The organism is Mycobacterium marinum, from assembly GCF_003391395.1.
Lineage (GTDB): Bacteria > Actinomycetota > Actinomycetes > Mycobacteriales > Mycobacteriaceae > Mycobacterium > Mycobacterium marinum.
Window position 1 is genome coordinate 6,177,572 of record NZ_CP024190.1, and the last position, 26,790, is coordinate 6,204,361.

At 66.6% G+C, this 26,790-nt stretch carries 22 protein-coding genes and 1 pseudogene; 11 read left to right on the forward strand and 12 right to left on the reverse strand.

The window, feature by feature from the left end:
* Position 1 precedes the first annotated feature (1 nt).
* Together CCUG20998_RS26280 and ligD are read right to left on the reverse strand one after the other, a co-directional pair.
* Complete coding sequence (locus CCUG20998_RS26280; RefSeq protein ID WP_020730981.1) at positions 2-412, reverse strand: hypothetical protein; 411 nt, start codon at positions 410-412, stop codon at positions 2-4.
* 38 nt (positions 413-450) lie between these two features.
* Positions 451-1,491 (reverse strand): non-homologous end-joining DNA ligase, encoded by a 1,041-nt coding sequence (gene ligD / locus CCUG20998_RS26285; RefSeq protein WP_020730982.1) that lies wholly within the window; start codon positions 1,489-1,491, stop codon positions 451-453.
* A 37-nt stretch (positions 1,492-1,528) separates the two neighbouring features.
* On the opposite strand from ligD, the gene CCUG20998_RS26290 reads away from it, so the two are divergent.
* Both CCUG20998_RS26290 and CCUG20998_RS26295 read left to right on the forward strand, forming a co-directional pair.
* Positions 1,529-2,605 carry an ATP-dependent DNA ligase gene (locus CCUG20998_RS26290; protein WP_036456760.1) on the forward strand — a complete coding sequence of 359 codons (1,077 nt, stop codon included), beginning with the start codon at positions 1,529-1,531 and terminating at the stop codon, positions 2,603-2,605.
* A gap of 98 nt (positions 2,606-2,703) precedes the next feature.
* Positions 2,704-3,267 carry a hypothetical protein gene (locus tag CCUG20998_RS26295; protein ID WP_020730984.1) on the forward strand — a complete coding sequence of 188 codons (564 nt, stop codon included), beginning with the start codon at positions 2,704-2,706 and terminating at the stop codon, positions 3,265-3,267.
* A 20-nt stretch (positions 3,268-3,287) separates the two neighbouring features.
* Here CCUG20998_RS26295 and CCUG20998_RS26300 read toward each other — a convergent pair whose 3' ends face one another.
* The gene (locus CCUG20998_RS26300) at positions 3,288-4,544 is read right to left on the reverse strand and encodes a cytochrome P450 (RefSeq protein WP_020730985.1); all 1,257 of its coding nucleotides are present in this window, start codon (positions 4,542-4,544) and stop codon (positions 3,288-3,290) included.
* Between the two features lie 79 nt (positions 4,545-4,623).
* On the opposite strand from CCUG20998_RS26300, the gene CCUG20998_RS26305 reads away from it, so the two are divergent.
* Complete coding sequence (locus CCUG20998_RS26305; RefSeq protein WP_181005663.1) at positions 4,624-5,718, forward strand: DUF2330 domain-containing protein; 1,095 nt, start codon at positions 4,624-4,626, stop codon at positions 5,716-5,718.
* 19 nt (positions 5,719-5,737) lie between these two features.
* Here the strand turns inward: CCUG20998_RS26305 and CCUG20998_RS26310 are convergent, their stop codons facing one another.
* The 3 genes from CCUG20998_RS26310 to CCUG20998_RS26320 all read right to left on the reverse strand — a co-directional run bounded on the left by CCUG20998_RS26310 (position 5,738) and on the right by CCUG20998_RS26320 (position 8,741).
* Positions 5,738-6,220 (reverse strand): NUDIX hydrolase, encoded by a 483-nt coding sequence (locus CCUG20998_RS26310; RefSeq protein ID WP_020730987.1) that lies wholly within the window; start codon positions 6,218-6,220, stop codon positions 5,738-5,740.
* A gap of 7 nt (positions 6,221-6,227) precedes the next feature.
* Positions 6,228-7,592 (reverse strand): WS/DGAT/MGAT family O-acyltransferase, encoded by a 1,365-nt coding sequence (locus CCUG20998_RS26315; protein WP_020730988.1) that lies wholly within the window; start codon positions 7,590-7,592, stop codon positions 6,228-6,230.
* A 69-nt stretch (positions 7,593-7,661) separates the two neighbouring features.
* Complete coding sequence (locus CCUG20998_RS26320) at positions 7,662-8,741, reverse strand: SDR family oxidoreductase (RefSeq protein WP_020730989.1); 1,080 nt, start codon at positions 8,739-8,741, stop codon at positions 7,662-7,664.
* A gap of 184 nt (positions 8,742-8,925) precedes the next feature.
* Here CCUG20998_RS26320 and CCUG20998_RS26325 point away from each other — a divergent pair, with 184 nt between their 5' ends.
* Positions 8,926-9,732: a lysophospholipid acyltransferase family protein gene (locus CCUG20998_RS26325; protein ID WP_020730990.1), complete on the forward strand. Its 807-nt coding sequence runs from the start codon at positions 8,926-8,928 to the stop codon at positions 9,730-9,732.
* 44 nt (positions 9,733-9,776) lie between these two features.
* Positions 9,777-10,286: an adenosine-specific kinase gene (locus CCUG20998_RS26330; RefSeq protein ID WP_020730991.1), complete on the forward strand. Its 510-nt coding sequence runs from the start codon at positions 9,777-9,779 to the stop codon at positions 10,284-10,286.
* Positions 10,287-10,302: 16 nt separating this feature from the next.
* Here the strand turns inward: CCUG20998_RS26330 and CCUG20998_RS26335 are convergent.
* A pseudogene (locus CCUG20998_RS26335) lies at positions 10,303-12,107 on the reverse strand (AMP-dependent synthetase/ligase).
* Positions 12,108-12,366: 259 nt separating this feature from the next.
* Here CCUG20998_RS26335 and CCUG20998_RS26340 point away from each other — a divergent pair.
* The gene (locus CCUG20998_RS26340; RefSeq protein ID WP_020730993.1) at positions 12,367-13,386 is read left to right on the forward strand and encodes an AraC family transcriptional regulator; all 1,020 of its coding nucleotides are present in this window, start codon (positions 12,367-12,369) and stop codon (positions 13,384-13,386) included.
* Positions 13,387-13,477: 91 nt separating this feature from the next.
* Here CCUG20998_RS26340 and CCUG20998_RS26345 read toward each other — a convergent pair whose 3' ends face one another.
* Together CCUG20998_RS26345 and CCUG20998_RS26350 are read right to left on the reverse strand one after the other, a co-directional pair.
* Positions 13,478-14,827, reverse strand: coding sequence for a WS/DGAT/MGAT family O-acyltransferase (locus tag CCUG20998_RS26345; protein ID WP_099052733.1), 1,350 nt, complete (start codon positions 14,825-14,827; stop codon positions 13,478-13,480).
* Between the two features lie 52 nt (positions 14,828-14,879).
* Positions 14,880-16,379 carry a flavin-containing monooxygenase gene (locus CCUG20998_RS26350; RefSeq protein ID WP_020730994.1) on the reverse strand — a complete coding sequence of 500 codons (1,500 nt, stop codon included), beginning with the start codon at positions 16,377-16,379 and terminating at the stop codon, positions 14,880-14,882.
* 305 nt (positions 16,380-16,684) lie between these two features.
* Here CCUG20998_RS26350 and CCUG20998_RS26355 point away from each other — a divergent pair, with 305 nt between their 5' ends.
* Both CCUG20998_RS26355 and CCUG20998_RS26360 read left to right on the forward strand, forming a co-directional pair.
* A complete protein-coding gene (locus tag CCUG20998_RS26355; protein WP_036456768.1) occupies positions 16,685-17,770 on the forward strand; it encodes an NAD(P)H-dependent amine dehydrogenase family protein in 1,086 nt (361 codons plus the stop codon).
* A complete protein-coding gene (locus tag CCUG20998_RS26360) occupies positions 17,767-18,540 on the forward strand; it encodes an SDR family NAD(P)-dependent oxidoreductase (protein ID WP_020730996.1) in 774 nt (257 codons plus the stop codon). Before CCUG20998_RS26355 ends, CCUG20998_RS26360 begins: the two co-directional genes overlap by 4 nt.
* Before the next feature lie 34 nt (positions 18,541-18,574).
* Here the strand turns inward: CCUG20998_RS26360 and CCUG20998_RS26365 are convergent, their stop codons facing one another.
* Positions 18,575-19,609, reverse strand: coding sequence for a D-2-hydroxyacid dehydrogenase family protein (locus tag CCUG20998_RS26365; protein ID WP_020730997.1), 1,035 nt, complete (start codon positions 19,607-19,609; stop codon positions 18,575-18,577).
* Positions 19,610-19,731: 122 nt separating this feature from the next.
* Between CCUG20998_RS26365 and CCUG20998_RS26370 the strand changes: the two genes are divergently transcribed.
* Both CCUG20998_RS26370 and CCUG20998_RS26375 read left to right on the forward strand, forming a co-directional pair.
* Positions 19,732-23,658: a Pls/PosA family non-ribosomal peptide synthetase gene (locus CCUG20998_RS26370; protein ID WP_020730998.1), complete on the forward strand. Its 3,927-nt coding sequence runs from the start codon at positions 19,732-19,734 to the stop codon at positions 23,656-23,658.
* A gap of 14 nt (positions 23,659-23,672) precedes the next feature.
* Positions 23,673-24,980, forward strand: coding sequence for a M1 family metallopeptidase (locus CCUG20998_RS26375; protein ID WP_036457077.1), 1,308 nt, complete (start codon positions 23,673-23,675; stop codon positions 24,978-24,980).
* 12 nt (positions 24,981-24,992) lie between these two features.
* Here the strand turns inward: CCUG20998_RS26375 and CCUG20998_RS26380 are convergent, their stop codons facing one another.
* On the reverse strand, positions 24,993-25,379 hold the full coding sequence (locus CCUG20998_RS26380; RefSeq protein ID WP_036457078.1) for a DUF2237 family protein: 387 nt from the start codon (positions 25,377-25,379) through the stop codon (positions 24,993-24,995).
* Positions 25,380-25,443: 64 nt separating this feature from the next.
* Positions 25,444-25,779, reverse strand: coding sequence for a PE family protein (locus CCUG20998_RS26385; protein ID WP_020726920.1), 336 nt, complete (start codon positions 25,777-25,779; stop codon positions 25,444-25,446).
* Between the two features lie 545 nt (positions 25,780-26,324).
* Between CCUG20998_RS26385 and CCUG20998_RS26390 the strand changes: the two genes are divergently transcribed.
* Entirely contained in the window at positions 26,325-26,708 is a 384-nt protein-coding gene (locus CCUG20998_RS26390) for a hypothetical protein (RefSeq protein WP_020731001.1), read from the forward strand.
* Positions 26,709-26,790 lie beyond the last annotated feature (82 nt).

Sequence of the window (26,790 nt, forward strand, 5' to 3'; positions counted from 1 at the left end):
CTCAGGTCGGCGGGCGCTCGATTCTCCAGGGGCCGCCGTCCCCGTCGCGCTGCAGCTTGACTTCATCGGTACCGCCGTCGCGCTTGCCGTCGACCTCGATCTCGACGGCGACGCGAATGGTCGCCTTGCTTTGTCCGCGCAACCGGACGGCGAGCACCTCCAAGCGGCGAAACGTCCAGCCGCGCAAGGTTTCGAGCTTGTCGATGATGATGTTGTCATCGGGCCAGAGCAGTTGTCCGGTCAGGTCGTCGCCGCGCATCAACGCCGCGTAGAACCCGACGACTGCCGCCGCCGGATCGGCGTTGCCTGGCGCCAGGTCGGCCGCCTGGGCGGGCGTGAGCACGATGGGCTCAACGTAGTCCGCCCAACCGTCGTCGTCACGTTCCTTGGTCGCCGGAATGATCAGCGCCATACGCCGATGGTATCCGGCGCAGCCCGGCGCATAAGGGCTTAGTCGTGGGCGTTTTTGGGTTTCAGGTCGGTGTCGCGGCTGGGCTGCACCCGCTTGGGTTCGCCCGGCATCTTGGGATAGTTCGGGGGGTAGGGCATGTCACCGAGCCCGCGCTCGGCGTCGGCTTCAGCCATGTCCAGCAGCCCCGTAATCGACTGGGCCACGTCGTCCATGCCGGCCCAGGGGTCCGCACGGCGGGCAGTCAGGTCGGCAACCGTGGCCATGGTGTAGTCGTCCGGGTCGGCACCGGCCAGCTCTTCCCAGGTCAGCGGCGTCGACACGGTGGCGATCGGGGTGGCCCGCACCGAGTACGCCGACGCCATGGTGCGGTCGCGGGCGTTCTGGTTGAAGTCGATGAAGATCCGCTGGCCACGTTCCTCTTTCCACCACGACGTGGTGACCGCCTCGGGGGCGCGGCGCTCAACTTCGCGGGCCAGGGCGATGCCGGCCCGGCGCACCTCGATGAAGTCCCAGTCGCTAGCGATGCGCAAGAACACGTGGATCCCGCGGCCGCCGGAGGTCTTCGGATAGCCGACCAATCCCAGGTCGTCGAGCACCGGCTTGAGCACGTCGACGGCGACCGAACGTGCCTGCGCGAAACCGGTACCGGGCTGCGGATCCAGATCGATCCGCAGCTCGTCGGGGTGCTCGGTGTCGGGGCAGCGCACCTGCCACGGGTGCAGCGTGACGGTTCCCATCTGCGCCGCCCAGACGATCGCGGCCGGATGGGTCACCTGCAGCGCGTCGGCGGTGCGTCCCGACGGAAAGCTCACCCGACACGTCCGCAGATAGTCGGGGTGGTGCTTGGGCACCCGTTTCTGATAGATCTCCTCACCGTCGATGCCGTCCGGAAATCGCTGCAAGTGGGTGGGACGATCCCGCAACGCGGTCAGCATCGGACCGCCCCCGACCGCCAGGTAATAGTCGATCAACCGGCCCTTGGTGCCCTGCTTCCCCAGCTTCGGGAAGTACACCTTGTCCCGGTTGGTCACGCGTACCGCGATGCCGTCGACGTCAAGTTCTTCTGCTGCAGCGGGCATACCTGGATTCCAGCATGCCGCACGCCACAATGAACTAATGGACCTACCAGTCATGCCGCCGATTTCGCCGATGCTGGCCAAGGCGGTCAAGACGATCCCGGCCGATGCGTCCTATGAACCCAAATGGGATGGATTCCGCTCCATCTGTTTTCGCGACAACGATGAGGTAGAGCTCGGCAGCCGCAACGAACGTCCGCTGACCCGCTACTTCCCGGAACTGGTCGCGGCGGTCCGGGCGGAGCTGCCGCGGCGCTGCGTCCTTGACGGCGAGATCGTGATCGCCACCGGCCACGGCCTGGATTTCGAGGCGCTGCAACAGCGCATCCACCCCGCCGATTCCCGGGTGCGGATGCTCGCCGAACACACCCCGGCATCCTTCATCGCCTTCGACCTGCTGGCCCTCGGCGACGACGACTACACGACGCGTCCATTTGTCGAGCGGCGCGCGGCGCTGGTCGAGGCGGTCGGCTCCGGCCCATCGATCCATGTCACCCCGGCCACCACCGATCAGGCGACGGCACGGCGGTGGTTCGAAGAGTTCGAGGGCGCCGGCCTCGACGGAGTGATCGCCAAACCGCTGGCGGTCACCTATCAGCCGGACAAGCGCGTGATGTTCAAGATCAAGCACGAGCGCACCGCCGACTGCGTGCTGGCCGGATATCGCCTCCACAAATCCGGCGGTGACGTCATCGGTTCGCTATTGCTGGGCCTCTACCAAGACGACGGGCAATTGGCGTCGGTCGGCGTGATCGGGGCATTCCCGATGGCCGAACGCCGGCGGCTCTTCACCGAGCTGCAGGAGCTGGTGACCAGCTTCGACGACCATCCGTGGAACTGGGCCGCCCACCAGTCCGGCGAACGCACGCCACGCAAAAACGAGTTCTCCCGCTGGAACGCCGGCAAAGACCTCTCGTTTGTGCCGCTGCGCCCCGAACGCGTGGTCGAGGTGCGCTACGACCACATGGAGGGCCCGCGGTTCCGTCACACCGCCCAGTTCAACCGGTGGCGTCCCGACCGCGATCCGCGTTCCTGCACCTACGCCCAGCTCGAGCAACCGCTGACGTTCAGTCTCGACGACATCGTTGCTGGTCTCGGACCCCGCTGCGGGCGCTAGGCCCGACGGGCGTTCGAGGAACGCAGCGGCCGCCGGTGCGGCGCGCCTGAAAACCCGAAGGTCCAGATTGGCGCGTCAAACGCCTTTAAGATGTCGTGATGCTGCACGTATCCACATTGTTCGTTGCAGGTAGCGCCAATCTGGACGAACACGGTGCGATCAATGCCACACGCATTCCGATGACCTGGTTTGAGGTCGATCAAGTCCCGCTTTGGGCAAAGGTTCCGATCGTTCTGGTGGTGCACGCGCCCGCCGGCGGCGACTACGACCCGGAATTACACGTGGTGTGCAAGGACCCCTCCGGAGCGCCGCGCGGCACCCTGCGGGCGAGTTGGCACTGGCCCGACGAAGTGGACAAAGCCTCCAAATATCGGTGCTTCACCCAGGAGCTCTCGTTCCCGATCGAGTCCGCGGGTGAATACACCATCGGCGCCTACTACGACCAGCAGGGCAAGTTCGAGCTGTCCACACCGATACCGATCACCATCCTGTTGACCCAACCGCCACCGGTCGAGGGTGAAGGCATGCCGGTCGCCGGCGAAGAAGTGCCGGTTGCCGGTGAGGACGTACCGTTCGCCGGCGAGGGCACGCCGGTCGCTGGTGAAGGCGTACCGGTCGAGTACGAAGACGTGCCGCCCCAGGGCGAGGGCCAGGGCGGCTAGCCCGATTCACGGCCCGCCGATTAGGAAAGCGCCACCGTCATCGACTCGAGCCCACGCAAGGTGACGTTCGTCTTGTATTGCGGCTCGCCGTCCAGCCGCGCCTTCGGGAAGCGCGCCGCGATTGCCGACAGCGCCACCGCGGCTTCCAGCCGCGCTAGCGGCGCACCAAGGCAGTAGTGCGCACCGCGACCAAATCCCAAGTGCCGCACAGCACCCCGATCCGGGTCGAATTCTTCGGGCCGATCGTACTCGGCGGGATCGCGATGCGCGGCCGCCACCAGCATCATCATCACATCCCCCTTGGTCACTTCGACGTCCCCAATTACCATGTCCGCCCCGGCAATTCGGCCGATCAATTGCACCGGCGGGTCATAGCGCATGGTTTCCTCCACCACCGCGGCGGCCCGGTCGGGATCGGCGCCCAGCTGTGCCCACTGCCGACGGTCGCGCAGCATGGCCAGGATCGCGTTGCCGATCAGGTTCACCGTGGTCTCGTGTCCGGCAACCAGCAACAACACGCAGGTGGAGACGATCTCGTCCTCGGTAAGCTGATCACCGGACTCTTCGACGGCGACCAACCCCGACATCAAGTCTTCGCCGGGTTGCGACCGGCGCAGCGCGATCAGATCACGCAGGTATCCGCGCAGCCACTGCCCCGCTTCCAGCGAGTCATTGAGGTTTTCCGCGTTCTGGCCGGTGAAGGCGAAGAACGGGTCCAACGCCTGCGCCAGCAGCGCCGAGGCCTGGCTGAACTGCGGCTCATCCTCCAGCGGCACCCCGAGAAGCCGGCAAATCACCGCCACCGGCAGCGGGTAGGCGAAGTCTGAAACCACGTCGAATCGGCCCTGCTCGGCGATCCGGTCCAGCAATCCATCCACCAGGGAGCTGATCTCAGGTCGCAACGCGTTGACCACTTTGGGGGCGAACGCCTTGCTGACCAGTTTGCGCAGCCGGGTGTGATCGGGGGGATCGAGAAATAAAAAGCCGGGCGGGAAGTCGCGGCCCAGGGCCGGTTCCTCCTCCACCCGCCGCTGGGCCACCGTCGACTTGGTCTGGTCGCTGCAGGAGGACGGGTGTCGCAGCACCTCGTCACAGTCCCCAAAGCTGGAGAACAAGACGAAGTTGGCCTCGGGCAGATGCAGTGGCCCATGTTCACGCAGCCGAGCGCACAGCGGATACGGGTCAGCCCGGATCGCCGGGTCCAACAATTGGAACAGAAATGCCTGTGGTTCGACTTGCTCGGTGAACTCGATGGGCTCGATGGGCCGTGTGGTCATGCTGACATTGTGCCTGCGCATGAAAAACGTGTGGTCAAAGTGGGTAGCGGCCGTCACCGGGCCGCGTAGCATCTGCGAGATGACGGTGCTTCGCGTGTGCCGGTCGGGGCTTGTTGCCGTTTTCCTGGTTTGTGTAACCGCTGCGGTAGCACTGGCCGCCACGGTGCTGGCCGCGCCGGGCTACGCATGCGCGTGCGGTGCCGCGATCGCCCCGGGCGACGCCCAGGCCACCATGAATCATGAGGTGGCGCTGGTGCATTGGGATGGGACGACCGAAACCATCGTTGTCCAATTGGCGGTGGACGCCACGACTGACAACCTCGCCCTGGTCGTGCCCACCCCCATGCCGGCCACCGTCGCCCCGGGCGACAAGGCCGCCTTTCTCGAACTCGACGCGTTGACCACGCCAGAGATCCGCCACCAGCGCCGCTGGAATCTGGATCTGGGCTTCAGGGCGGGCGGACCGGATGAGGGGGTGCGCGCCGCCCATCCCCCCGAAGTGATCAATCAAGTGCACCTCGGCCCCCTAGAAGCCACCACCCTGGCCGGCGGTGACCTGCCCGGCCTGCAAGCCTGGCTGGCCAACAACGGCTACGCGCTTCGTCCGGCGGTGGCGGCCGCACTGGATCCCTACGTACGAGAAGGCTGGGCTTTCGTCGCGATGCGCCTGACGAGCACGGTTCCGATCGTTGGCGGGCTCAATCCGGTACGCATGACCTTTCGTTCATCGCAGTTGGTCTATCCGATGCGGCTGTCGGCCGCCGCATTGGACCCACAGCATGTCGTCGTCTTCACGCTGACCGATCACCGGCAGGTGCGCACCGACGCCGACAGCGCCATCCAGGCCACCGAGGTCCAATTCGCCGGCAACATCGCCAACCACGTGCACGACCCGCTGCTGCGCGAACTGGTCGGCAACCACGGGTCATACCTGACCAAGACCCAGGTGGACGTGTACGAGACGTCCCGAATCTCCTCGGACTTTACCTTTGCCGATGCGCCCAACGACGACGCCTACCGACCGGTGATCGTCGTCTACGACAACGTCGCCATCCCTCTGGTGGTGATCCTGTTCGCGGGGTTCGCGGTGGCGGTGATGGCGGCGGCGGTGGTCCTATTCGTGGTCCTTCGGCGCCGGCGAACCCGCCTGGGGGCCGGCGGGGTGCCGGGCTGAGCCAGCCACGCCGCGCTCACTACCCCTCGCCCAGCCCCGCAACCGACGGGTCGGCCATCAGCCGGTCCAGGAAATCGCGCTGTCCCTTGAGCAATTTGCCCCGCGCGATCGCGACCGGAAACCAGCCGACCCGGTCGACCTCGGGGAATTCGCGCACCTTGCCCGACCCCTTCGGCCACTCCAGCTCGAAGGTGTTGCTGTGCGCCTCGGTGACGTCGAGGTCACCGCGCACCGCGAACGCGGTCACCACTTTGCCGCCGGCTTGCTTGACCGAACCCAGGTCGATTCGCGCTCCGTCCGGCACCGGCAAACCGATCTCCTCGGCGAACTCGCGCCGCGCCGCCACCCAGGGATCTTCGTCTTGGGTGTACTCGCCCTTGGGAATGGACCAGGCGCCGTAGTCTTTTCGCGCCCAGAACGGACCTCCGGGATGGACGATGAGCAGCTCGAGGACGCCAGCCGCGGCGCGATACACCAGCACACCCGCGCTGAGCTTGGGCATCGACTCGCTAGACCCCGACGGCCTGCTCGAGATCCTTCAGCGACGTTTCCAGGTGCCCCAGCAGCCGCTGCAGGCTCGGCACACTGCGGCGGCAACCGACCAGTCCGAAGTCGAGCCGGTCGGCGTTGTTGACCAAGGTGATGTTCAGCGCCTGGCCATCAGGGATGTTGGACAGCGGGTAGCTGCCGTCCAGCCGGGCGCCCCCGTAATACAGCGGCTGCGCCCCACCGGGCACATTGGAAATGACGATGTTGAATGGTGGCGGCACCGTCGACAGGAATCCCGGTACGCCGGCCAGGGTCAGCGGTGCCATGTTCAGCCCCGACAACGCCAGCACCTGCAGGCGCGGCAGATCGGCGAGCACCTTTTTGTTCGCCCGCATGGAGGCGCTGATGATTTCGATTCGCTGCGCCGGATCCTCGACATTGGTGCCGAGGTTGCACAAGACGCTGCCCACCATGTTGCCGCCACTGTCGGCCTGTTCCTTGGAGCGCAGGCTCACCGGGACCATGGCGATCAGCGATGCGTCCGGCAGCGCGTCCTGTTCGATCAAGTAGTACCGCAGCGCACCGGCGCACATCGCCAAGACCGCGTCGTTGACGGTGACGCCGGCGGCTTGCTTGACGGCCCTGATGCGCTCCAGTGACCAGGATTGCGCCGCGCACCGGCGCGCTCCCCCGACCTTGACGTTGAACATGGTGTGTGGCGCCGCGAACGGCAGGGTCAGCTGCTGTTCGAACAATGCCGCGCGCGCCAGTTTCAGCGTCGAGGGCGCCAGTCCGGCGACCGATCCCGCCATCTTGACCAGCGAACCCACCAGCGATGAGCCGCCGCCGTCGGACTCGGGTCGCGGCGGCCGGGGCAGATTCCACATCGCCCGCACCTCGGTGTCGGACGGGTCGGCTGACATGGTGCGCTGCATCAGCTTCGCCGCCGAGACGCCGTCGATCAGCGCGTGGTGCATCTTGGCGTACATGGCGAAGCGGCCGTCGCTCAATCCCTCGACCACGTGCAGTTCCCACAGCGGGCGATGGCGGTCGAGCAGACTGGTGTGCAGCCTGGAGGTCAGCTCGAGCAGGTCGCGGACCCGGCCCGGAGAGGGCAGCGCCGACCGCCGAACGTGGTAGTCGACATCCAGGTCGTCGTCGTAGGCCCACGCCACCCGCGCGATACCGCCGCCGATCGTCGCGGGGTGCTTGCGGAATGTGGGCTGGAATTCGTCGTTGGCCACCAGCGCCTCGTAGAAATTACGGACGAAATCCGGGCCGGCGCCCTCCGGGGGCTCAAACAACGACAGGCCACCCACGTGCATGGGATGCTCCCGTGATTCAACGAACAGGAACATCGAGTCGGTGGGCATCATCAATTCCATCCACTTATTAGACACCCGCCTGGTGCGGCATTGTGAGCCCGCATCCGGGCGGGCCCGCATCCGGCCGATTCAGAACATCGCCGCGGAGCCAACCTCCGGGTGGTTGCGCATGAACTCCACGAGCCGATCGACGTAAGCGGTGAACGGCGGTGGCCCGACCACCGGGCCGCCGGCAAGGTCGGCACGGCAGTGGTCGGTCAGATAGAAGGTGGGATGGGAGAAGTAGTCGACGGTTTCGGGAGGGATCCGCATCAGGCGGTACAACCCCGGGACTCGCGCCAGCGAGGCTTTGGCCAGCTTGCGCGGCAGCGGCACCTTGGTGACGTCCCGGCCGGTGGCCCGGGCCAGGACGTCGGTCATCTCGTCCACCGTCAGTGGCCGCGGATCGGCCAGGTGATAGGTGCGGCCCTGCGATTGCGACAGTCCACTGAGGTAACCCACCGCGTCGATGACGAAGTCGCGCGGGACCACATTGACTCGCGTCATGGTGGGGTCACCGGCGACCGGCAGGATCGCCCGGCGCGGCTGGCGCAACAGCCATTGCATGACAAAGTATGGCCCGTCGAACTTTTGGGTCTCGCCGGTAGCGCTGTCACCGACCACGATCGACGGGCGATAGATCGTGGCCGGCATGCCCGCAGCCATCCGGGACCGCACGTCGGCCTCGGCCAGATGCTTGGTTTCCTCGTAGTAGTTGTTGAACGGGGCACCGACTTCCAGGTCATCCTCACCGAACGGACCGGCGTAGCGGCCGCTGACGTAACAGGTGCTGAAGTAGTGCAGACGGGTCAAGTTGGGGCACTGTGCCAGCGCGTCAAGGACGTTGCGGGTGCCATCAACGTTGATTCGAACCGCTACGTCGCGTGCCACCGCCAAGTCATAAGCGGCCGCCAGGTGCCACGCCTCGGTGACATCGCTGAGATCGGCTTGCGCCAGGCCCAGTCCGGGGCGGGTGATATCTCCCTGAACCAGTCGGATACGACCCTCGAGCTCCGGTTCGGCGGCGCTCAACTCGGCCACCCGCACACCGGCTTGGGTGGCGAATTTGGGCTGGACTAAACAAATTGCCGAACTGTCGGTGCGCCTGAGAATGCCGGGCAATAAGGCACTGCCGAGAAAGCCGGGGAAACCGGTCATCAATACGCTCATCGCCGCACTCCTGGCCACCTATTAAAGCGACCCCCCGGGGCACCACCGATGAACCGACGTTATCGATTGACGGGCCTTTTTAGATGGGCCTTTCGACCCGCAATCGAACGCCATTAGTCCTCGGTTGCGGCAGGCTTTTGCCAGGCATAATCAATTGCCGACACCCTCGCCGTGACGGGAGCTCATGAACCGCAACGAAATCGACGGCCCCGAGATCGCCAAGTGGGATCGCGGCTTCACCTCGACGGTGATCGGGGCGGTCACTCCCGTCATCAAGCGATGGTTTCGGTCGGAGGTGCGCGGTCTGGAGTCGTTCCCGCCGACCGGCGGCGTGCTGGTGGTGTCCAACCATTCCGGTGGGGTGTTAACGCCCGATTGGAACGTGCTGGCCCCCGCCCTGTACGGCAAGTTCGGCTACCAGCGCCCGCTGTACACGCTGGCCCACTATGGCGTGTTCATCACCCCGTTTCGCGCCTCGCTGGGCCGCCTCGGCGTCATTCATGCCAGTCCGGACAACGCCACGGCGGCGTTGCGTTCGGGTGGGGTGGTGCTGGTCTTTCCCGGCGGGGATTACGACGCGTTCCGGCCGACACTGGCGCAGAACGTCATCGATTTCGGTGGCCGTACGGGCTACGTCCGGGCCGCAGTGCGGGCCGGCGTGCCGATTGTGCCGGCGGTGTCGATCGGCGGCCAGGAAACTCAACTATTTGTCAGTCGCGGCAACTGGCTGGCAAAGCGGTTGGGGCTCAAACGAATCCGGATAGAGATTCTTCCCATTACCATCGGCTTACCGTTCGGCCTGACGATGTTCTTTCCCGCCAATTTTCCGCTGCCGGCCAAAATCGTCTATCAGGTACTGGAGCCGATCGACATTGCCGCCCAGTTCGGCACCGACCCCGACGTCGCGCAGGTCGACGCCCACGTGCGCTCGGTGATGCAGTCGGCCCTCGATCGGCTGGGCGAGCAGCGCCGATTTCCCGTGCTGGGCTGATCACCCGCGGGCCGAATCGCCGGAATTGATGGCAGCATGGAACCGTGACGGGAAAGGTTTCCACGACGACGGTGTCCTGGGATGTGGTTTCGGTTGACAAGCCCGAGGATGTCAACGTCGTCATCGGCCAGGCGCACTTCATCAAGACGGTCGACGATCTGCATGAAGCCCTGGTCGGGGTCAGCCCGTCGCTGCGGTTCGGGCTGGCCTTTTGCGAGGCGTCGGGCCCACGCTTGGTCCGCCGCACCGGCAACGACGCCGAGTTGGTCGAACTTGCCACCGACACCGCCCTGGCCATCGCGGCCGGCCACAGCTTTGTGATCTTCCTGCGCGAGGGCTTCCCGGTGAACATTCTCAACCCGGTCAAGGCGGTGCCCGAGGTCTGCACGATCTTCTGCGCCACCGCCAATCCCGTGGAAATCGTGGTCGCGGCGACTCCCCGGGGTCGCGGCATCGCCGCGGTGATCGACGGCCAGACGCCGCTGGGCGTGGAGACCGACGTGGATGTGACCGAGCGGCGCGAACTGCTTCGCGCCATCGGCTACAAACTTTGACGGTCTCGCGCCGCGGTCACTGCTTGCGGTAGAGCGAATCGATCTCGCCGGCGAATCGTTCGGCGACCACGTTGCGCTTCACCTTCAGCGTGGGGGTCAGCTCACCGGTGAGGACGGTGAAGTCCACCGGCAGGATGCAGAACTTGCGGATTGATTCCGCTTGGGAGACCACCTGATTAGCCTGTTTGACGGCCTGATCGATCTCGGCGGTGAGGTCGGGGTCATCGATGAGGTCCGCAACCGAGGCGGCGGCGGCCTTGCTGTGGTGCTGCTTCCAGACCTCGAAGCCTTCCGGATCGATGGCGATCAGCGCGCCGACGAAGGGCCGGTTGTCCCCGACCACCATCGCCTGGCTGATCAGCGGGTGCGCCCGCAGCTGGTCTTCGAGGACCGCCGGTGCCACGTTCTTGCCGCCGGCGGTCACGATGATCTCCTTCTTGCGACCGACGATCGACAAGAATCCGGCGTCGTCGACCGACCCCAGGTCACCGGTGTGGAACCACCCATCGACGATCGCCTCGGCGGTGGCCTTCTCGTTGTGCCAATAGCCGGTGAACACCACCCCGCCGCGGACCAGCACCTCGCCGTCCTCGGCGATCGCCATGCTGTTGCCGGGCAACAGGTTTCCGACCGTGCCCACTCGCTCTTGACCGATCCGGTTGGCGGTGATGGCAGCGCTGGTTTCGGTCAGTCCGTAGCCCTCGTAGATCGTCAGCCCGATGCCGCGGTAGAAGTGACACAACCGGGTGCCCAGCGGCGCTCCCCCGGAGACGGCGGCGTGACAATCGCCGCCCAGCGCCGAGCGCAGCTTCTCGTACACCAGCCGATCGAACAGTGCATGCCGGGCCCGCAGCAACAGGCCGGGGCCGCCGGTGTCCAGCGCCTTACTCCAGGCGATCGCGGTTGCGACGGCGAGATCGAAGATCATGCCCCGGCCGCTGTCGCGAGCCTTCAACTCGGCGGTGTTGTAGACCTTTTCGAATACCCGGGGCACCGATACCACGACCGTCGGCTTGAAGACGCCCAGCGTCGCCACCAGGTTCTTGATGTCGCCGGTGTAGCCGATGGTGACTTTGTTGGCGAACGCAGACATCGACAGCGACCGGGCCAGCACGTGGGCCAGCGGCAGAAATACCAGCAGTCGCTCGCCCTTGCGCAACAGCGTCGGAAAGCATGACGCCGCGCCGCGCGCTTCGTAGAGCAGATTGGAGTGGGTCAGCTGACAGCCCTTCGGGCGCCCGGTGGTGCCCGAGGTGTAGATCAGTGTCGCCGGGTCGGAGGACCGCAGCGCTGCCAGCCGGTCGTCGAGTTGGTCGCGGGCTACCGATTTCCCTGCCTCGGCGAGCTCGTCGAGCGCCGCGGGCCCATCGGAGTCGAGGTGCAAGATCTTGCGCAAGCTGGGCAACTCATCGCTGAGTTGCTTGATCAGCTGGGCATGGGCATCGGTCTCGGCGACCGCCAATACCGCCCCCGAATCCTCCAGGACCCAGCGCACTTGCTCAGCCGAAGACGTGTCGTAGATCGGCACAGTCGGGGCGGTGACCTCGAGAGGATCGCGTAGTCGAGGATCACCCACTCGTAGCGAGTGGCCGACAAGATGGCCACCCGATCGCCGGCATTGACCCCCTCGGCGATCAAACCCAGTGCGGCGGCCCGGATCTGCTGGGCGGCCTGGGCGCAGGTCACGTCCGTCCAGGTGCCGTCGACTAGCCGCTGAAAGATCACATGATCTGGGTCGTCTCGCTCATGCGTGTACACGCAGCTGGCGACGTTGTCCTCTGCGGTAACGGTGAAATCCGCGGGAACATCCCATTCACGCATGCTCAGCAACCTCTCCCAAGTCAGATCCGAAAGTCAGATAGCGGTGCCGGGGCCAAACAACTGAGTCAAGCTCTGTCGGCTCGCACCCATTCGAGATTAGGCGCCCAGCCGCCACCTTCCCAGTACCGGCTGAAAGCCTACGTTGCGGATCGGCCCTTGCGCCGCCATTCACACTTTGACCTGTAGATATCCAGCCGACCACCGGCCACGCCGACTCTGGTCCTTGACACGACGCGAGCTTGTGCAGAGTGTCGAGTGCATGTCCGTGGTGCGCGGGACCGGGCTCTCGAACTACCCGAACCTGGTTTCCGAATTGGGCGGAGACCCGGCGGCGCTGCTGCGCGCGGCCGGTGTCCGCGAGCAAGACGTCGGCAACTACGACGCGTTCATACCGGTGCGCGCGGTCATCCGAGCGATCGAGACAGCCGCGGCCGCCACGGGCACGCACGACTTCGGGCGGCAGCTGGCGCAGCGGCAGGGCATCGAGATTCTCGGACCGGTGGGAGTGGCGGCGCGCACCGCCGCGACGGTGGCGGATGCCCTGATGATCTTTCACACCTTCATGGCCGCCTACAGTCCGGCCATCCACATCGAGATCACGCCGCTGGCCCATACGCAGCGCTCGTTCGTCGCCATCGAGATTGTGCCCGACGATCCGATCCCCTGCCCGCACACGTTGGAGCTGGCACTGGGCGTCTCGTTGGGGGTGTTCCGTTTGCTGATGGGTGCCGACTACACCCCGCTGGCGGTGCATCTGCCGCACGACCCGTTGAGCCCTCCGACCACGTATGTGCGGTATTTCGAGTGCACGCCCCACTTCGCGGAGCGCCGCAGCGGATTCACGGTGCGCAGCACCGACCTGGTCCGTCCGCTGCATCGCGACGAACTGGCGCACCGCGCGGTGGTCGACTACCTGAGCAGCATCACCCCGCTGGGCGCCGGGATCGTCGAATCGGTGCGCACCATGGCCCGCCAGCTGCTGCCCACCGGGGCGGCGACACTCGAGGTGGTCGCCGCGCAATTCCACCTGCATCCCAAGACCCTGCAGCGCAGGCTTGCCGACGAATCCACCACCTTCGCCGCACTCATCGACGAGGTGCGCAAGGAGACCGCCGATCGCTACCTGCGAACCACCGCCATGAGTCTGTCGCATCTGGCGCGCGAACTCGGCTACGCCGAGCAAAGTGTGCTGACCCGCTCGTGCAAACGCTGGTTCGGAATCGGGCCGGCCGCCTATCGCGCCAAGACCCGCGTGCGGGCCACCCCGCGACGAGGATAGCCACAACGACTCTTCCGGCATCACCGCCTACCGGACCGCCGCGAGTGCGGACGGTTCCCAGCCAGCGGGCGACATCGGCGCTCGAGTTACGTCACAGCCCGACCGCACGCTCCAGCTCCTTAAGCGAGGTCTCCAGATGTCCGAGCATCCGCTGCAGATGCGGCACGCTGCTGCGGCAACCGACCAGCCCGAAGTCCAGCCGGTCGGCGGTACTGGTCAACGTGATGTTGAGCGCTTGTCCGTTGATTGGCAGCGACAGCGGATAGTTGCCGACCAGTCGGGCACCGTTGAAGTATCGAGGCTCCCGGACGCCGGGGACGTTGGAAATGCAGACGTTGAACGGCGGCGGTGTCACCGTCGACAGACCCGGAAGCGTATTGAGCGCAGCGGGGCTCAGCAGCAGCAGCGACAGTGCCAACGCCTGCGCTCGGGGCAGTTGTGCCAGCACCTTCTTGTTGTCGCGCATCGAGGCGTGGATGACGGCCAAGCGCTGCGCCGGATCGTCAAGATGTGTCGCCAAGTTGCACAACACCGCACCGACCATGTTGCCCCCGACCGAATCACGCTCGGTGCGCAGGCTGACCGGAACCATCGCCACCAGCGGTGCGTCGGGCAACGCGTCGTTGTCTTCCAGGTAGCAGCGCAGCGCACCCGCGCACATCGCCAGCACGACGTCGTTGAGGCTCACTCCCGCAGCGTTTTTGACCGTCTCGACGCGGTCGATGTCCCATGACTGCGCGGCGCAGCGCCGCGCTCCGCCGATGGCGACATTGAGCATGGTGCGCGGCGTTGCGAACGGCAACGTCAGCTGCTGTTCCAATAGCGCGGACCGCGCCAGGCGCAGTGACGAAGGAGCCAGCCCCGCAACCGATCCGAGCATCCCGCCGAGTTGGCGCAGCGGGCCGGGCCGGGTCTGAACCCGGCGCGGCCGCTCCGGCGCCGGCGACCAGGTAGCGCGGAAGTTGGTGTCAGCGGGATCGGCCGGAAGCGACCGGCGCATCAGCGCGAGTCCGGAGACGCCGTCGATCAGCGCGTGGTGCATCTTCGAGTAGATCGCAAAGCGCCCGTCGTTGAGGCCTTCGATGACGTGTGTCTCCCACAACGGACGATGACGATCGAGCAGGTGGGCATGCAGCCTCGAGGTCAGTTCCAGCAGCTCACGCACCCGCCCCGGAGCCGGCAGGGCCGAACGCCGCACGTGAAAGCCGAAGTCGATGTCATCGTCGACCGACCAGCCCAGATTGGTGAGCACGCCCTGAAACGATGCGGGGCGCTTGCGGAACAGCGGGGCCACCTCGCGGCAGTCGAGCATCGCCTGGTGAGTCTCACGCACGAATGCCCGTCCCGCCCCCTCGGGAGGTTCGAACAGTTGCAGCGCACCGACATGCAGCGGATGCTCGCGCGACTCTGCTGACAAGAACAGCGCGTCAACCGGTGACATCAGTTCCATCGTCTTGTTACTCCTCGTGGTGGCTCGGCCCGTCTGCGGGCAGTCAGCCCGTCAAGGCCAGCGGGGGTGTGTCGGCGGCGGCCGACGCACTGAATTGCAGGTGGTCATCGTCGACCGGACCTTCGCGCAACGTCGCGCGGTCTGCGCGGTAGTCCATGCAGGTCCGCCATGGGCCCTCGGTGCCCTGGTGGGGGAACGCGGCGGCGGCACGCTTGACGTATCCGGCGGTGATCTCCAGCAGCGGCCTGGTCGGCATCGACGCGGGCGCGTGCGGGCGACATATGTTGTGACCGTTGGCATCCATGTGGGCCAGCAGTCGGCAGAAGTGCTCGCACACCAGCCCGACCTTGAGCGTCCATGACGAGTTGGTGTAGCCGAAGACGTAGCCGAAGTTGGGGACGTCGCTGAGCAGGAAACCCTTGAAGGCCACCTTCTGCGAGACATCGACGGGTTCACCGTCGACCGACAGGCCGATGCCGCCGAAGGCGAGCAGGTTCAGGCCGGTGGCGGTGACGATGATGTCGGCTTCCAATTCACGCCCGGACTGCAGCCGGATACCGCGCTCGGTGAACGTCTCGATCTGGTCGGTGACCACCGAGGCCCGCCCGTCGCGGATGGCCTGGAACATGTCGGCGTCCGGCACGGCGCACAGCCGTTGATCCCAGGGGTTGTAGTCGGGCCGGAAATGCTCGTCTACCGGATACCCGGTTGGCAGCAGCCGGGCGTTGAGATGGCGGATGACTCGCCGCGCCGCCCCGGGGTAGCGCTGGCAGAAGTGCCACACGAGTCGTTGCTTGGCGACATTCTTCTTGCGGGTGAGGGCGTAGGCCCGCTTCCGGCCGACCAGCTTGGGCAACGTGTTGGCGATGCGGTCCTTGGACGGCACCGGAATGATGTAGGTCGGCGACCGCTGCAGCATCGTCACGTGGCCGGCGGTCTCGGCCATGGCCGGCACCAAGGTGACCGCCGTCGCGCCGCTACCGATGATCAGCACCCGCTTGCCCCGGTAGTCCAGGTTTTCGGGCCAGTGTTGCGGGTGCACCACCTGGCCGGCAAAGCGCTCGCGGCCGGGGAACTCCGGTGTGTAGCCCTCGTCGTACCGGTAATAGCCGCTGGCGCAGAAGAACCATTCGCAGCTCATGGTCACGCGTTCGCCGGAGTAGAGGCGCTCGATCGTGACCCGCCAACGCGCATCCCGGGTAGACCAGGCCGCCTCTATCACCTTGTGCCCGAAGCGGATCGCCCGTGCGAGGCTATTCTCTGCGACCGTCTCCCGAAGGTAGGACATGATGGCGCCGGCACTGGCGATCGCCTTCTCGTTTTCCCAGGCCTTGAACTCGTAGCTGAACGTGTGCAGATCGGAGTCCGAACGAATCCCGGGGTACCGGAACAAGTCCCAGGTTCCGCCGATGTCGTTGCGCGCCTCGACGATTGCAAACGTCTTTGCCGGCTGATGTTCCTGCAGGTAGTAAGCCGCGCCGATGCCCGAGATCCCGGCACCGACGATCAACACGTCGACGTGTTCGATGCTGCTGGAGTTCATTTTCGCGTGTCCTGTTCGGGTTGGCTGGCCCCACGGACCGCATTGTCCGCAGGGCGGTGGTTGAACCACCAAGAACACTTTGCGGCAGGACACGGCCCTCAGTCTTGACAGCAAGCGACAACTTTTTGACCATCAAGGACACCGGGTACCGACTAGGTCACAGCAGGTCGGTGGTGGTTTTCAACCCCGCGTCGCGGAGCGCCCGGGCCCCTTCCCCTGCCGCCGGTGCACCCGCAGCGCGCCGCCCGCCGCCGTCGTTGACAGTGCCCGCCATATCGACATACCGTGCGTTTGGGAGGTCGCCGATGAGTGGTCCCGCCAAGCTTCGAGTCATCCAATGGGCGACCGGGGGCGTTGGTAAGGCCGCCATCGAGTGCATACTCAATCACCCGCAGCTCGAGCTGGCCGGTTGCTGGGTGCACAGCGCGGCCAAGCACGGCCTCGACGTCGGAACGATCATCGGCGCGGCCCGGCTTGGCGTTACCGCCACCAACGACGTCGACGAGTTGCTAGCGCTGGACGCCGACTGCGTCATGTACAGCCCGCTGGTCGCCGATGAGCAAGACGTCAAAGCGATTCTGCGCTCGGGCAAGAACGTGGTCTCCCCGGTTGGCTGGGTTTATCCCGACCTCAGCAAACCGCGCGTCAAAGCGGTCGCCGATGCGGCGGTTGCCGGCGGGGTGACACTGCACGGGTCAGGCATCCACCCTGGCGGTATCACCGAACGATTTCCGCTGATGGTCTCCTCGCTCTCGTCCGCGATCACCCATGTCCGCGCCGAGGAGTTCTCCGACATCCGCACCTACAACGCGCCGGATGTGGTGCGCGACATCATGGGATTCGGCGTGCCCCCTGCCCAAGCCATGCAGGGACCGATGGCGGCGCTGCTCGAATCCGGATTCAAGATGTCGGTACGAATGATCGCCGACCACATGGGATTTCACATCGACCCAACGATCAGAGCGACACACGAGATCGCCGTGGCGACCTCCGACCTCGCCTCCGATGTGCTGCCCATCGCCGCGGGCACCGTCGCCGGCCGCAAGTTCCGCTGGCAGGCACTCGCCGACGGAAAGCCGGTGATCACCGCCGCGGTCAACTGGCTGATGGGGCAGGCCGACATGGACCCGGACTGGTCGTTCGGGGAGCGCGGCGAACGTTTCGAGATCGAGATCACCGGCGACCCGAGCGTGAGTCTGGTGTTCAAAGGCCTGCAGCCAACATCGATTGCCGAAGGGCTGCAACGAAACCCCGGCGTCGTCGCGACCGCCAATCACTGCGTCAACGCCATCCCCGTTGTCTGCGCCGCCGATCCCGGCATCGCGACCTACCTGGATCTGCCGCTGTTCGCCGGCCGGCCGGCACGAGCCAGTCGAGGTCCCGAGCGGTGAGCTACTCGCATCCGGAATCACTACGGGGGCATGTCGCGATTGTCACCGGCGCCGCCCGCGGGGTCGGCAAGGGCGTCGCGGCCGCGCTCCTCGAACGTGGCGCCGCGGTGCTGCTGGTCGACATCCTCGACCAGGCCCTGGCCGCCACCACCGCCGAACTCGATTCGACGGGTCGCGCCGAAATGCTGGTCGCCGACCTGCGCGATCCCGACAGCGCGCAGCGGATCGTCGCGGCCGCGGTCGACGCCTTCGGCACGGTACACGGCCTGGTCAACAACGCCATCGCGACCAACGAGCCCAAACCATTCGTCGAGATCACCACCGAGGATCTGGCCCTGGACCATGACGTCGGCCCGCGGGCGACGTTTCTGCTGATGCAAGCGGTGTACCCGGTGATGGTCGAGGCTGGCGGGGGCTCGATCGTGAACCTGGGCTCAGGAACCGGCACCGGCGGGGAAGCCAAGTGGGGTGGCTATGCCGCGGCCAAGGAGGCGATCCGCGGATTGTCGAAAGTCGCCGCGCTGGAGTGGGGGCGCGACAACATCCGCGTCAATGTCATCTGCCCGTTCGCCGAGTCGGACGGGGTCAAGCTCTGGAAGCAGTTCGCCCCCGATGACTACGCCAAGGCACTGCGTCGGGTTCCGATGCGGCGCATCGGCGATGTTCGCACCGACGTGGGGGCGCTGGTGGCGTTTCTGCTGAGCACCGATGCCTCCTTCATCACCGCGCAGACGATTCACGTCGACGGCGGAACCGGCTGTTTCCGATAGCCGCCCGGTGCGCGCGGACGCACTGCCCTGCCGGTCATGACGGTGGCCGCCGAACCGCCTGCGGGTTGGCGATCCGGACCGGGGCGCCGTCCAGCCAGGCGACCACCGCTTCCACGGTGTCGGCGTAGCAGGCACTCAGCATTTCGCGGGTGACATACCCGAGGTGGGGCGACAGGGTCACGTTCGGCAACGATCGCAACCGGTGATCGACCGGAAGCGGCTCCACGTCATAGACATCGAGTCCGGCTCCGGCGATTCGCCCGGCCTCGAGCGCACCGATCAGCGCGCCCTCGTCGACGATCGGGCCCCGGGACGTGTTGATCAGGTAGCCGCCGGGCTTCATCGCCGCCAGCTCGCCCGCGCCGACCAAGGCCCTGGTGCGCTCCGAAAGCACCACGTGGATGGACACCACATCGGATTGGGCGAAAAGCACCGGCTTGTCCACCCGGCGCACGCCGTGGACCGCGGCGGCCTCCTCGGTGAGATTCTGGCTCCAAGCGATGACGTCCATCCCGAACGCCTTCGCGTATTCGGCCATCCGCTTGCCCACCCGGCCGAGACCGAGCAGTCCGAGCGTCTTGCCGGACAGCGTCATACCCGTGGTGGTCTGCCAGCCACCCGCACGCAGCCGACGATGCTCTTCGGCCAGGTTGCGCACCGTCGCGATCAGCAGCCCCCAGGCAAACTCAGCGGTGGCGTCGCGCGCGGCCCTGAACCGGGGATGGGCGAAGTTCGAATGAGCGACCAGCACCCCGCGCTCGGTGGCCGCGGCCAGGTCCAGGTTGGGCAGGTTCATGCCGACGATGGTGATCAGCTTCAGGCGCGGCAACCGCTCGAGCAGCGAGCGCGGAAAGGCCATCCGCTCGCGCATGGTGCACACCACGTCGAAGTCCGCCAGCGCCTCGGCGGCCTCGGCCTGGCCAAGATGGCGATCGAAAACGGTGAGCGTGGCCCTGCCCCGCACCGGTGACCAGTCGGCGAGGTCGGTGGCCACGCGCGCGTAGTCGTCGAGAATCGCCACCCGGGGCACGTGGTCTTGGCCGAAGCCATGCGATGCCGGCTGGCTCATTTCCAGGCCCCTATCAGCTATCGACTCGTGTACCGCCCCCTCGCCACTGCATTGTGCCCGGCCCGGCGGCGCATCACCGTGGCGCTCGAGCGGCAATCTCGCCACAGTTGAGTAGGGTTCCTATGGTGGTGACGCCCGAGATCCCCGCGCACTATCTGTTGTCGAGCGCCGCACCCAACCCGCGCACCCTGATCGACATCATCTACGAGACGGCCGCGCGGTACCCGGACGCCGCGGCGATCGACGATGGAACAGTTCAGCTCACCTACAGCGAGCTGGTCGAAGACATGGAGGCCAGCGTGGCCTGGCTCGCCGCCAGGGGCGTGGGCCGGGGCGATCGGATCGGCATCCGGATGCCATCCGGCAGCTATGGGCTGTACACCGCGATCCTGGCGATACTTGCCGCCGGCGCGGCCTACGTGCCCGTCGACGCCGATGATCCCGACGAGCGCGCCGAGCTGGTCTTCGGGGAAGCCAACGTGGTCGCGGTGATCACCGAGGGCGGCATCGAGCGAACACTCGGGGCGTCGCGCGGCTGGCGCGCCGGGGCGCCGCTGGTTCGAGACGACGCCTGGATCATCTTCACCTCCGGATCCACCGGTACCCCCAAAGGCGTTGCCGTCACCCACCGCAATGCCGCCGCGTTCGTCGATGCCGAAGCCCAGATGTTCCTGCAAGATAACCCGATTGGCCCCGGCGACCGGGTGCTGGCCGGTTTGTCGGTCGCCTTCGACGCATCGTGTGAGGAGATGTGGCTGGCCTGGCGCCACGGCGCCTGTCTGGTCCCCGCGCCGCGATCGCTGGTGCGCAGCGGGATGGACCTGGGGCCCTGGCTGGTGACCCGCGACGTGACCGTGGTTTCGACCGTGCCGTCGTTGGCCGCGCTGTGGCCGGCGGAGGCACTCGAAGCGGTGCGGCTGTTGATCTTTGGCGGCGAGGCGTGCCCTCCGGAATTGGCCGAGCGGCTCGCGGTGGATGGCCGGGAACTGTGGAACACCTACGGCCCGACCGAAGCCACCGTGGTCGCGTGCGCCGCCCGGCTCGACGGCACCGGGCCGATCAGCATCGGGCTGCCGTTGCCGGGGTGGGACCTGGCCGTCGTCGACGCCAACGGTCAGCCGGTCGGCTACGGCGAGGTCGGCGAGCTGGTGATCGGTGGGGTGGGGTTGGCCCGCTACCTCGACAGCGACAAAGACGCCGAAAAGTACGCCTCGATGCCGTCCCTGGATTGGACGCGCGCCTACCGCAGCGGCGACCTGGTGCGCCTCGAACGTGACGGGCTCTACTTCTGCGGGCGCGGCGACGACCAGGTCAAAGTGGGTGGCCGGCGCATCGAGTTGGGTGAGGTCGACTCGGCGTTGGTCCACCTGGCCGGAGTCAGCGGCGGCGCGGCCGCCGTGCGCCGCACCGCCACCGGCACGCCGGTGCTGGTCGGATACGTGGTCAGCGCCGATCCCGCGTTCGACATCGCCGCGGCACGCCGTCAACTCGCCGAACATCTGCCCGCCGCGCTGGTACCGCGCCTGGTGCAAATCGACGAGCTGCCCACCCGCACGTCGGGCAAAGTCGACCGCGATGCGCTGCCCTGGCCGCCGCCCGGCAGCAGCGACACCGAAGAGACACCCGATCTGGCCGGCACGACGGGTTGGCTGGCCGGAATGTGGCGTGACCTGCTCGGCGCCGCCATCTCCGGCCCGGAGGCCGACTTCTTTGCACTCGGCGGCGGCTCGCTGGCGGCCGCGCAGCTGGTCGCCATGCTGCGCCACCAGTATCCGCAGGTCACCGTCGCCGATCTGTATGACCATCCCCGGCTCGGATCGCTGGCCGGGTTCCTCGATGAGCTCGGGCCGCCGCCGCAGGTTGACGAACGTGTCGTTGGCCCCACCCCCCGGCTGACCCAACTGATCCAGACGGCCGCGGCGATACCGCTGACCACCTTGGCGGCGTTGCCGTGGGTGACCTGGCTGGCGGTGGGCAACAACATCGCCCATGACTTGCACCTGGTGCCGTGGACCGTGTCGGTGAACTGGTGGCTGATCGTCGTGGCGTTCGTCGCGTTCGTGACACCGTTGGGCCGGATGGGCATCGCGGTGCTGTGTGCACGCATCCTGCTGCGCAAGGTGACACCGGGCAGCTATCCCCGCGGCGGATCGGTACACCTTCGGGTGTGGTTCGCCGAGCGGCTGGCCGAGGCCAGCGGGGCCGAAAACATGGCCGGGGCCCCGTGGCTGGTCTACTACGCCCGCGCGCTGGGCGCCGACATCGGCAAGGGCGTCGACCTGCAGGCGATGCCGCCGGTCACCGGACTACTGACGGTGGGGCACCGCAGCGCGATCGAGCCCGAGGTGGACCTGTGCGGACACTGGATCGACGGCGACGTGTTTCACGTCGGCGCCATCACGATCGGCAACGACGCAACGATCGGGTCGCGAACCACGCTGTTGCCCGGCGCGGTGGTCGGCAAGAACGCCGATGTGGCACCCGGCTCCGGGGTGATCGACAAGATCAAGAACGGCCAGTACTGGAAGGGGTCACCCGCGGCCAAATCGGGCCGGGTCAATCACCCGTGGCCGGACCAGCGACCGCCGCGCCGAGGGCAGTGGGTGGCCGTGTACGGGTTGACCTCGCTGCTGCTTGCCGGTCTGCCGCTGCTGGCCGCGGTCACCGGCCTTGCGGTGATCGCGGCGGCGGTCCGGCACACCCGCAGCCTGTCCCAGGCGGTGCTGCCGGCGCTGTTGTGGACCCCGGTCGCGACGCTGGCCGCCACCGCCGTCTACGTGCTGGTGACGGTGCTGGCGGTGCGCGCGATGTCGATCGGGCTGCGCGCGGGCTACCACCCGGTACGCAGCCGGACGGGCTGGCAACTGTGGACGACCGAGCGGCTGATGGACGCTGCCCGCAACTATCTGTTCCCGCTGTATGCCAGCCTGCTGACACCGATCTGGCTGCGGATACTGGGCGCCAAGGTCGGCCGCGGCACCGAGATCTCCACCGCCCTGGTGATCCCCAAGTTCACCGTGATCGAGGATGGGGCGTTCCTGGCCGACGACACCATGGTCGCCGCATACGAACTGGGCGGCGGCTGGATATATGCCGCGCCGACGACGGTGGGCCGGCGGGCGTTCTTGGGCAATTCGGGCATCACCCAACCGGGCCGCCGCGTCCCCGACGACGGGCTGGTGGCGGTGCTGTCGGCTACGCCGCCCAAGGCCAAACGCGGCTCCTCCTGGTTGGGCAGCCCGCCAATGAGGTTGCGGCGCAAGCCCGCCGAAGCCGATGCCGCGACCACCTTTGAACCGCCCCTGCGGTTGAAGCTGATGCGGGCCGCGGTGGAGACATGCCGGCTGCTCCCCATGATGGTGACGGTCGCGATCGGCCTGGCCGTGCTGGGCGGTCTGCAGGCGGTGGTGTTGGCGTTCGGGCCGTCAGGGATTTGGTGGGCCGCGCTGCTGGGCGGATTGGTTCTGCTGGCCGCCGGTGCCGTCGCCGGGGTGATCTCGGTCGTGGTGAAATGGCTGGTTGTCGGCCGGATCAAGACCAGCGAATATCCCCTGTGGTCGTCGTTCGTGTGGCGCAACGAACTGGCCGATACGTTCGTCGAAACCGTCGCGGCTCCGTGGTTCGCCCGCGCGGCCGGCGGCACACCCGTGCTGAACATGTGGCTGCGTGGCCTGGGGGCCCACATCGGCCGTGGGGTGTGGTGTGAAAGTTACTGGCTGCCGGAGGCGGACCTGGTGACCCTCGGCGCGGGATCCACCGTCAACCGCGGCTGCGTGGTGCAGACCCATCTCTTCCACGACCGAATCATGCGGATGGACAGCGTCGTTCTGGAACCCGGCGCGACCCTCGGCCCGCATTGTGTGGCGTTGCCCGCGGCCCGGTTGGGCTCGGGCGCCACGGTCGGTCCGGCCTCACTTGTTGTCCGCGGCGACGAGGTACCCGGGTCGACGCGCTGGCAGGGCAATCCGATCAGGCCGTGGCAGACTCGCCGCAAGAAGTCCAGCGGCACAAAACAATCCGAAGGCGGCGCAAAGGACACTGCCGCGTGAAAGCATCCGCCAAGATGCCGAAGAAAGCTATCAAAATCATCGATCCATACCTGCCCCAGAACGGCAACTTCGGCTACCGGGTTTCACGCTACGAGCTGGACCTGGAATACAAGGTTGCGATCAACCGACTGTCGGGAACGGCGACGATCACCGCGGTGACCCTGACCGAGTTGCAGGAATTCACCCTCGATCTATCCGATGCGCTGTCGGTGTCGAAGGTGTTGGTCAACGGCAAGCGCGTCGCGCGCTTTGCCAGCCGCAACGGCAAGTTGCGCATCGGGTTGACCTCGAAGCTGGCTACCGGAGTGGCGTTTTCGGTTCTCGTGCGTTACAGCGGAGCGCCGCGGCCCCTGCAAACACTCTGGGGTGAAGTCGGATTCGAGGAACTGACCGAAGGGGCGCTGGTGGCCGGCCAACCCAACGGTGCGGCCTCGTGGTTTCCGTGTAACGACCATCCCAGCGCGAAAGCGGCGTTTCGCATCCAGATCAGCACCGAGAGCTCCTACCGGGCGATTGCCAACGGCAAGCTCGTCGGGCAGCGGGTACGGGCGTCACAGACCGTGTGGACCTACGAGCAGCCCGAACCCACCTCGACCTACCTGATCACCCTCCAGGTCGGCGTCTACGTCATGGCCCGGATGTCCAGGTCCCCGGTGCCGATCAGGGCGGCGCTGCCCGAACGGCTGCGCTGCGAGTTCGACCACGACTTCGCCGGGCAGCCGGCGATGATGCAGTTGTTCATCGATCTGTTCGGCCCGTATCCGCTGGCGAACGGATACACGGTCGTGGTCACCGACGATGCTCTGGAGATACCGCTGGAGGCGCAAGGCATCTCGATCTTCGGCGCCAATCACTGCGATGGCACCCGTTCCAGCGAACGGCTCATCGCGCACGAACTGGCGCACCAGTGGTTCGGTAACTCGGTGACGGCGCGGCGATGGTGCGACATCTGGCTGCACGAGGGATTCGCTTGCTACGCCGAGTGGCTCTGGTCGGAGCACAGCGGCGGGCCCAGCGCCGATGAGCTGGCCCGCCATCACCACCAGGAGCTGCGGGGGAAACCGCAAGACCTGCTACTGACCGATCCCGGGCCCCAACTGATGTTCGACGATCGCGTCTACAAGCGCGGCGCGTTGGCCCTGCACAGCCTGCGCGGGCGGTTGGGTGACGCGAAATTCTTCGCCCTGCTCAGGGATTGGACGACGCGGTATCGGCACGGCACGGTCATCACCGACGACTTCACCGGCCTGGCCGCCAACTACGCCACCGAGTCGCTACGGGACTTGTGGGACACCTGGCTGTATTCGACCGCAGTGCCCTGACGCCGCCGGCCACTACAAGTTGGCCAGGTCATCGGGTACATCGACGGCGTGTTCTTGCAGCACCTCGAGTGGCACCACTTCCAGAGCCCGCTCGTTGGTGGATGCCAGCACTACCGGCGCGGCGCAGCCGTCATAGTGGGCACGCAGCCAATTCACCGCGACGACACACCAGCGGTCGCCTGGCAGCAGTCCGGGAAAGCGGTACTCCGGCACCGGGGTAGACAGGTCGTTACCGATTGAACGCTGATGTTCGAGGAACTCGGCAGTCACCACCGCGCAGATCGTATGCCGGCCAACGTCCTCGGGCCCGGTAGCACAGCAGCCGTCACGATAGAACCCGGTGGGCGGCTCAGCCCCACACTGCTCCAACGGGTTACCCAGCACGTTCCGATCAGCCACCTGCCCAGTATCGCGCGTTCCGGCGCGAAATTGGCTGAAGCGGCGGGGATACCCAGCCACCCGATCAGACGTTCGCCAACGCCGATCCCGACCGCCATCCGACGTCGATCAGGTTTCTGGCCACCGCCACGTCGGTGTCGGCGTACATCCGCGCGATCGCGTTGACGGCCTCGCCGGCCCTCCTGAGCTCTTCCTGCGCCGCCTGATTGAGGGCAAGCATTTGTCCGGCGTGTTTGGTGAACGCCAGCATCGCCTGGGTGGAAACCTCGTCGGCCCCAGCCGGCCGCACCGAAGTTATGGAAGTGGCCGCCGTCGCGCCGGCCTGCAGACCCCGCAAGGCGCCTTCGGCCAACTGCGCACCAATATCGGCGGCGACCGGATCGATCGACATCGACTGCATCTGGTCCTCCTTAGTTGCGCGGACTTGGGCCCGATGACCGCAACGGCCGGATGAGCGCACACCAGTCCCGGATGGACCGTGACCGCGTGAGCGACACCACGACCAATGTCTATAGCGACAGTAGTAATTGGCCATAGTTGTATTCGTCAAGACTTTTACCATGCCGTCAGATTCCCGATGTTGAGCCCGGAGCACCGCCGGTAGCCGTTATGCCACCGCATATTTCGCGACTCCCCCCGTTCGGAGGCCCCTCCCGACGACTAGGCGGGCAGGACAGAAGCGTGCGCTCGCAAACCGCGCCGCAGCGCTCATCGCACCCCCGGGAATCGCCGCGAGGCGGCTCCCGAACCGGCCGGCATTGGCCGCCCCCACCGACGCCGCCGGGCCCGTCTTTCGAGCATCCGATGATGCGCGGCCCGCTACCGACGTTTGTCGGGCCGAGGTTTCACACGACGAAGATGCGACGCGCGCTTTACCAAAGCCGCCCCAGGGCCATACCCCCCTCGGGTTTGCTGGCAAATCTACTTCGCGGTAGGTTCAGCCGCGTGATACTTACCGGTGCCTTTCTCGCGGACGCCGCTGCCGCGGTAGACAACAAACTCAACGTGTCGGGCGGCGTGCTGTCCCGTTTCGCGGTCGGGCCTGATCGTCTGGCCCGGTTTGTCCTGGTAGTGCTGACCCAGTCGAACCCGGGCAGCACGGATCGGCAGCTCACTGTCGAGGCACGGCCTCCCGCGGATGCCGAGCCCACCCGGCTGCAATTCGAGGTTCCGGAGGCCGCCGTGGCCGAGTTTCCGGGCTTCGCCTTCTTCGAGATCCAGCTGCGCCTTCCCATCGACGGCCGCTGGGAACTCGTGGCCAGCTCCGACACCGGGTCGGTCACGCTTCCGGTGCTGGTCACGGAGATGCCACAGCAGTTGGGCTTCTAAGCCCCGAGCCGTCAGTCACCTCCTCGGCTGCCTATCGGGGTCTGTGAGCGCGTGGCTTCCAGGGCATAGCCGTTGCCCTGCA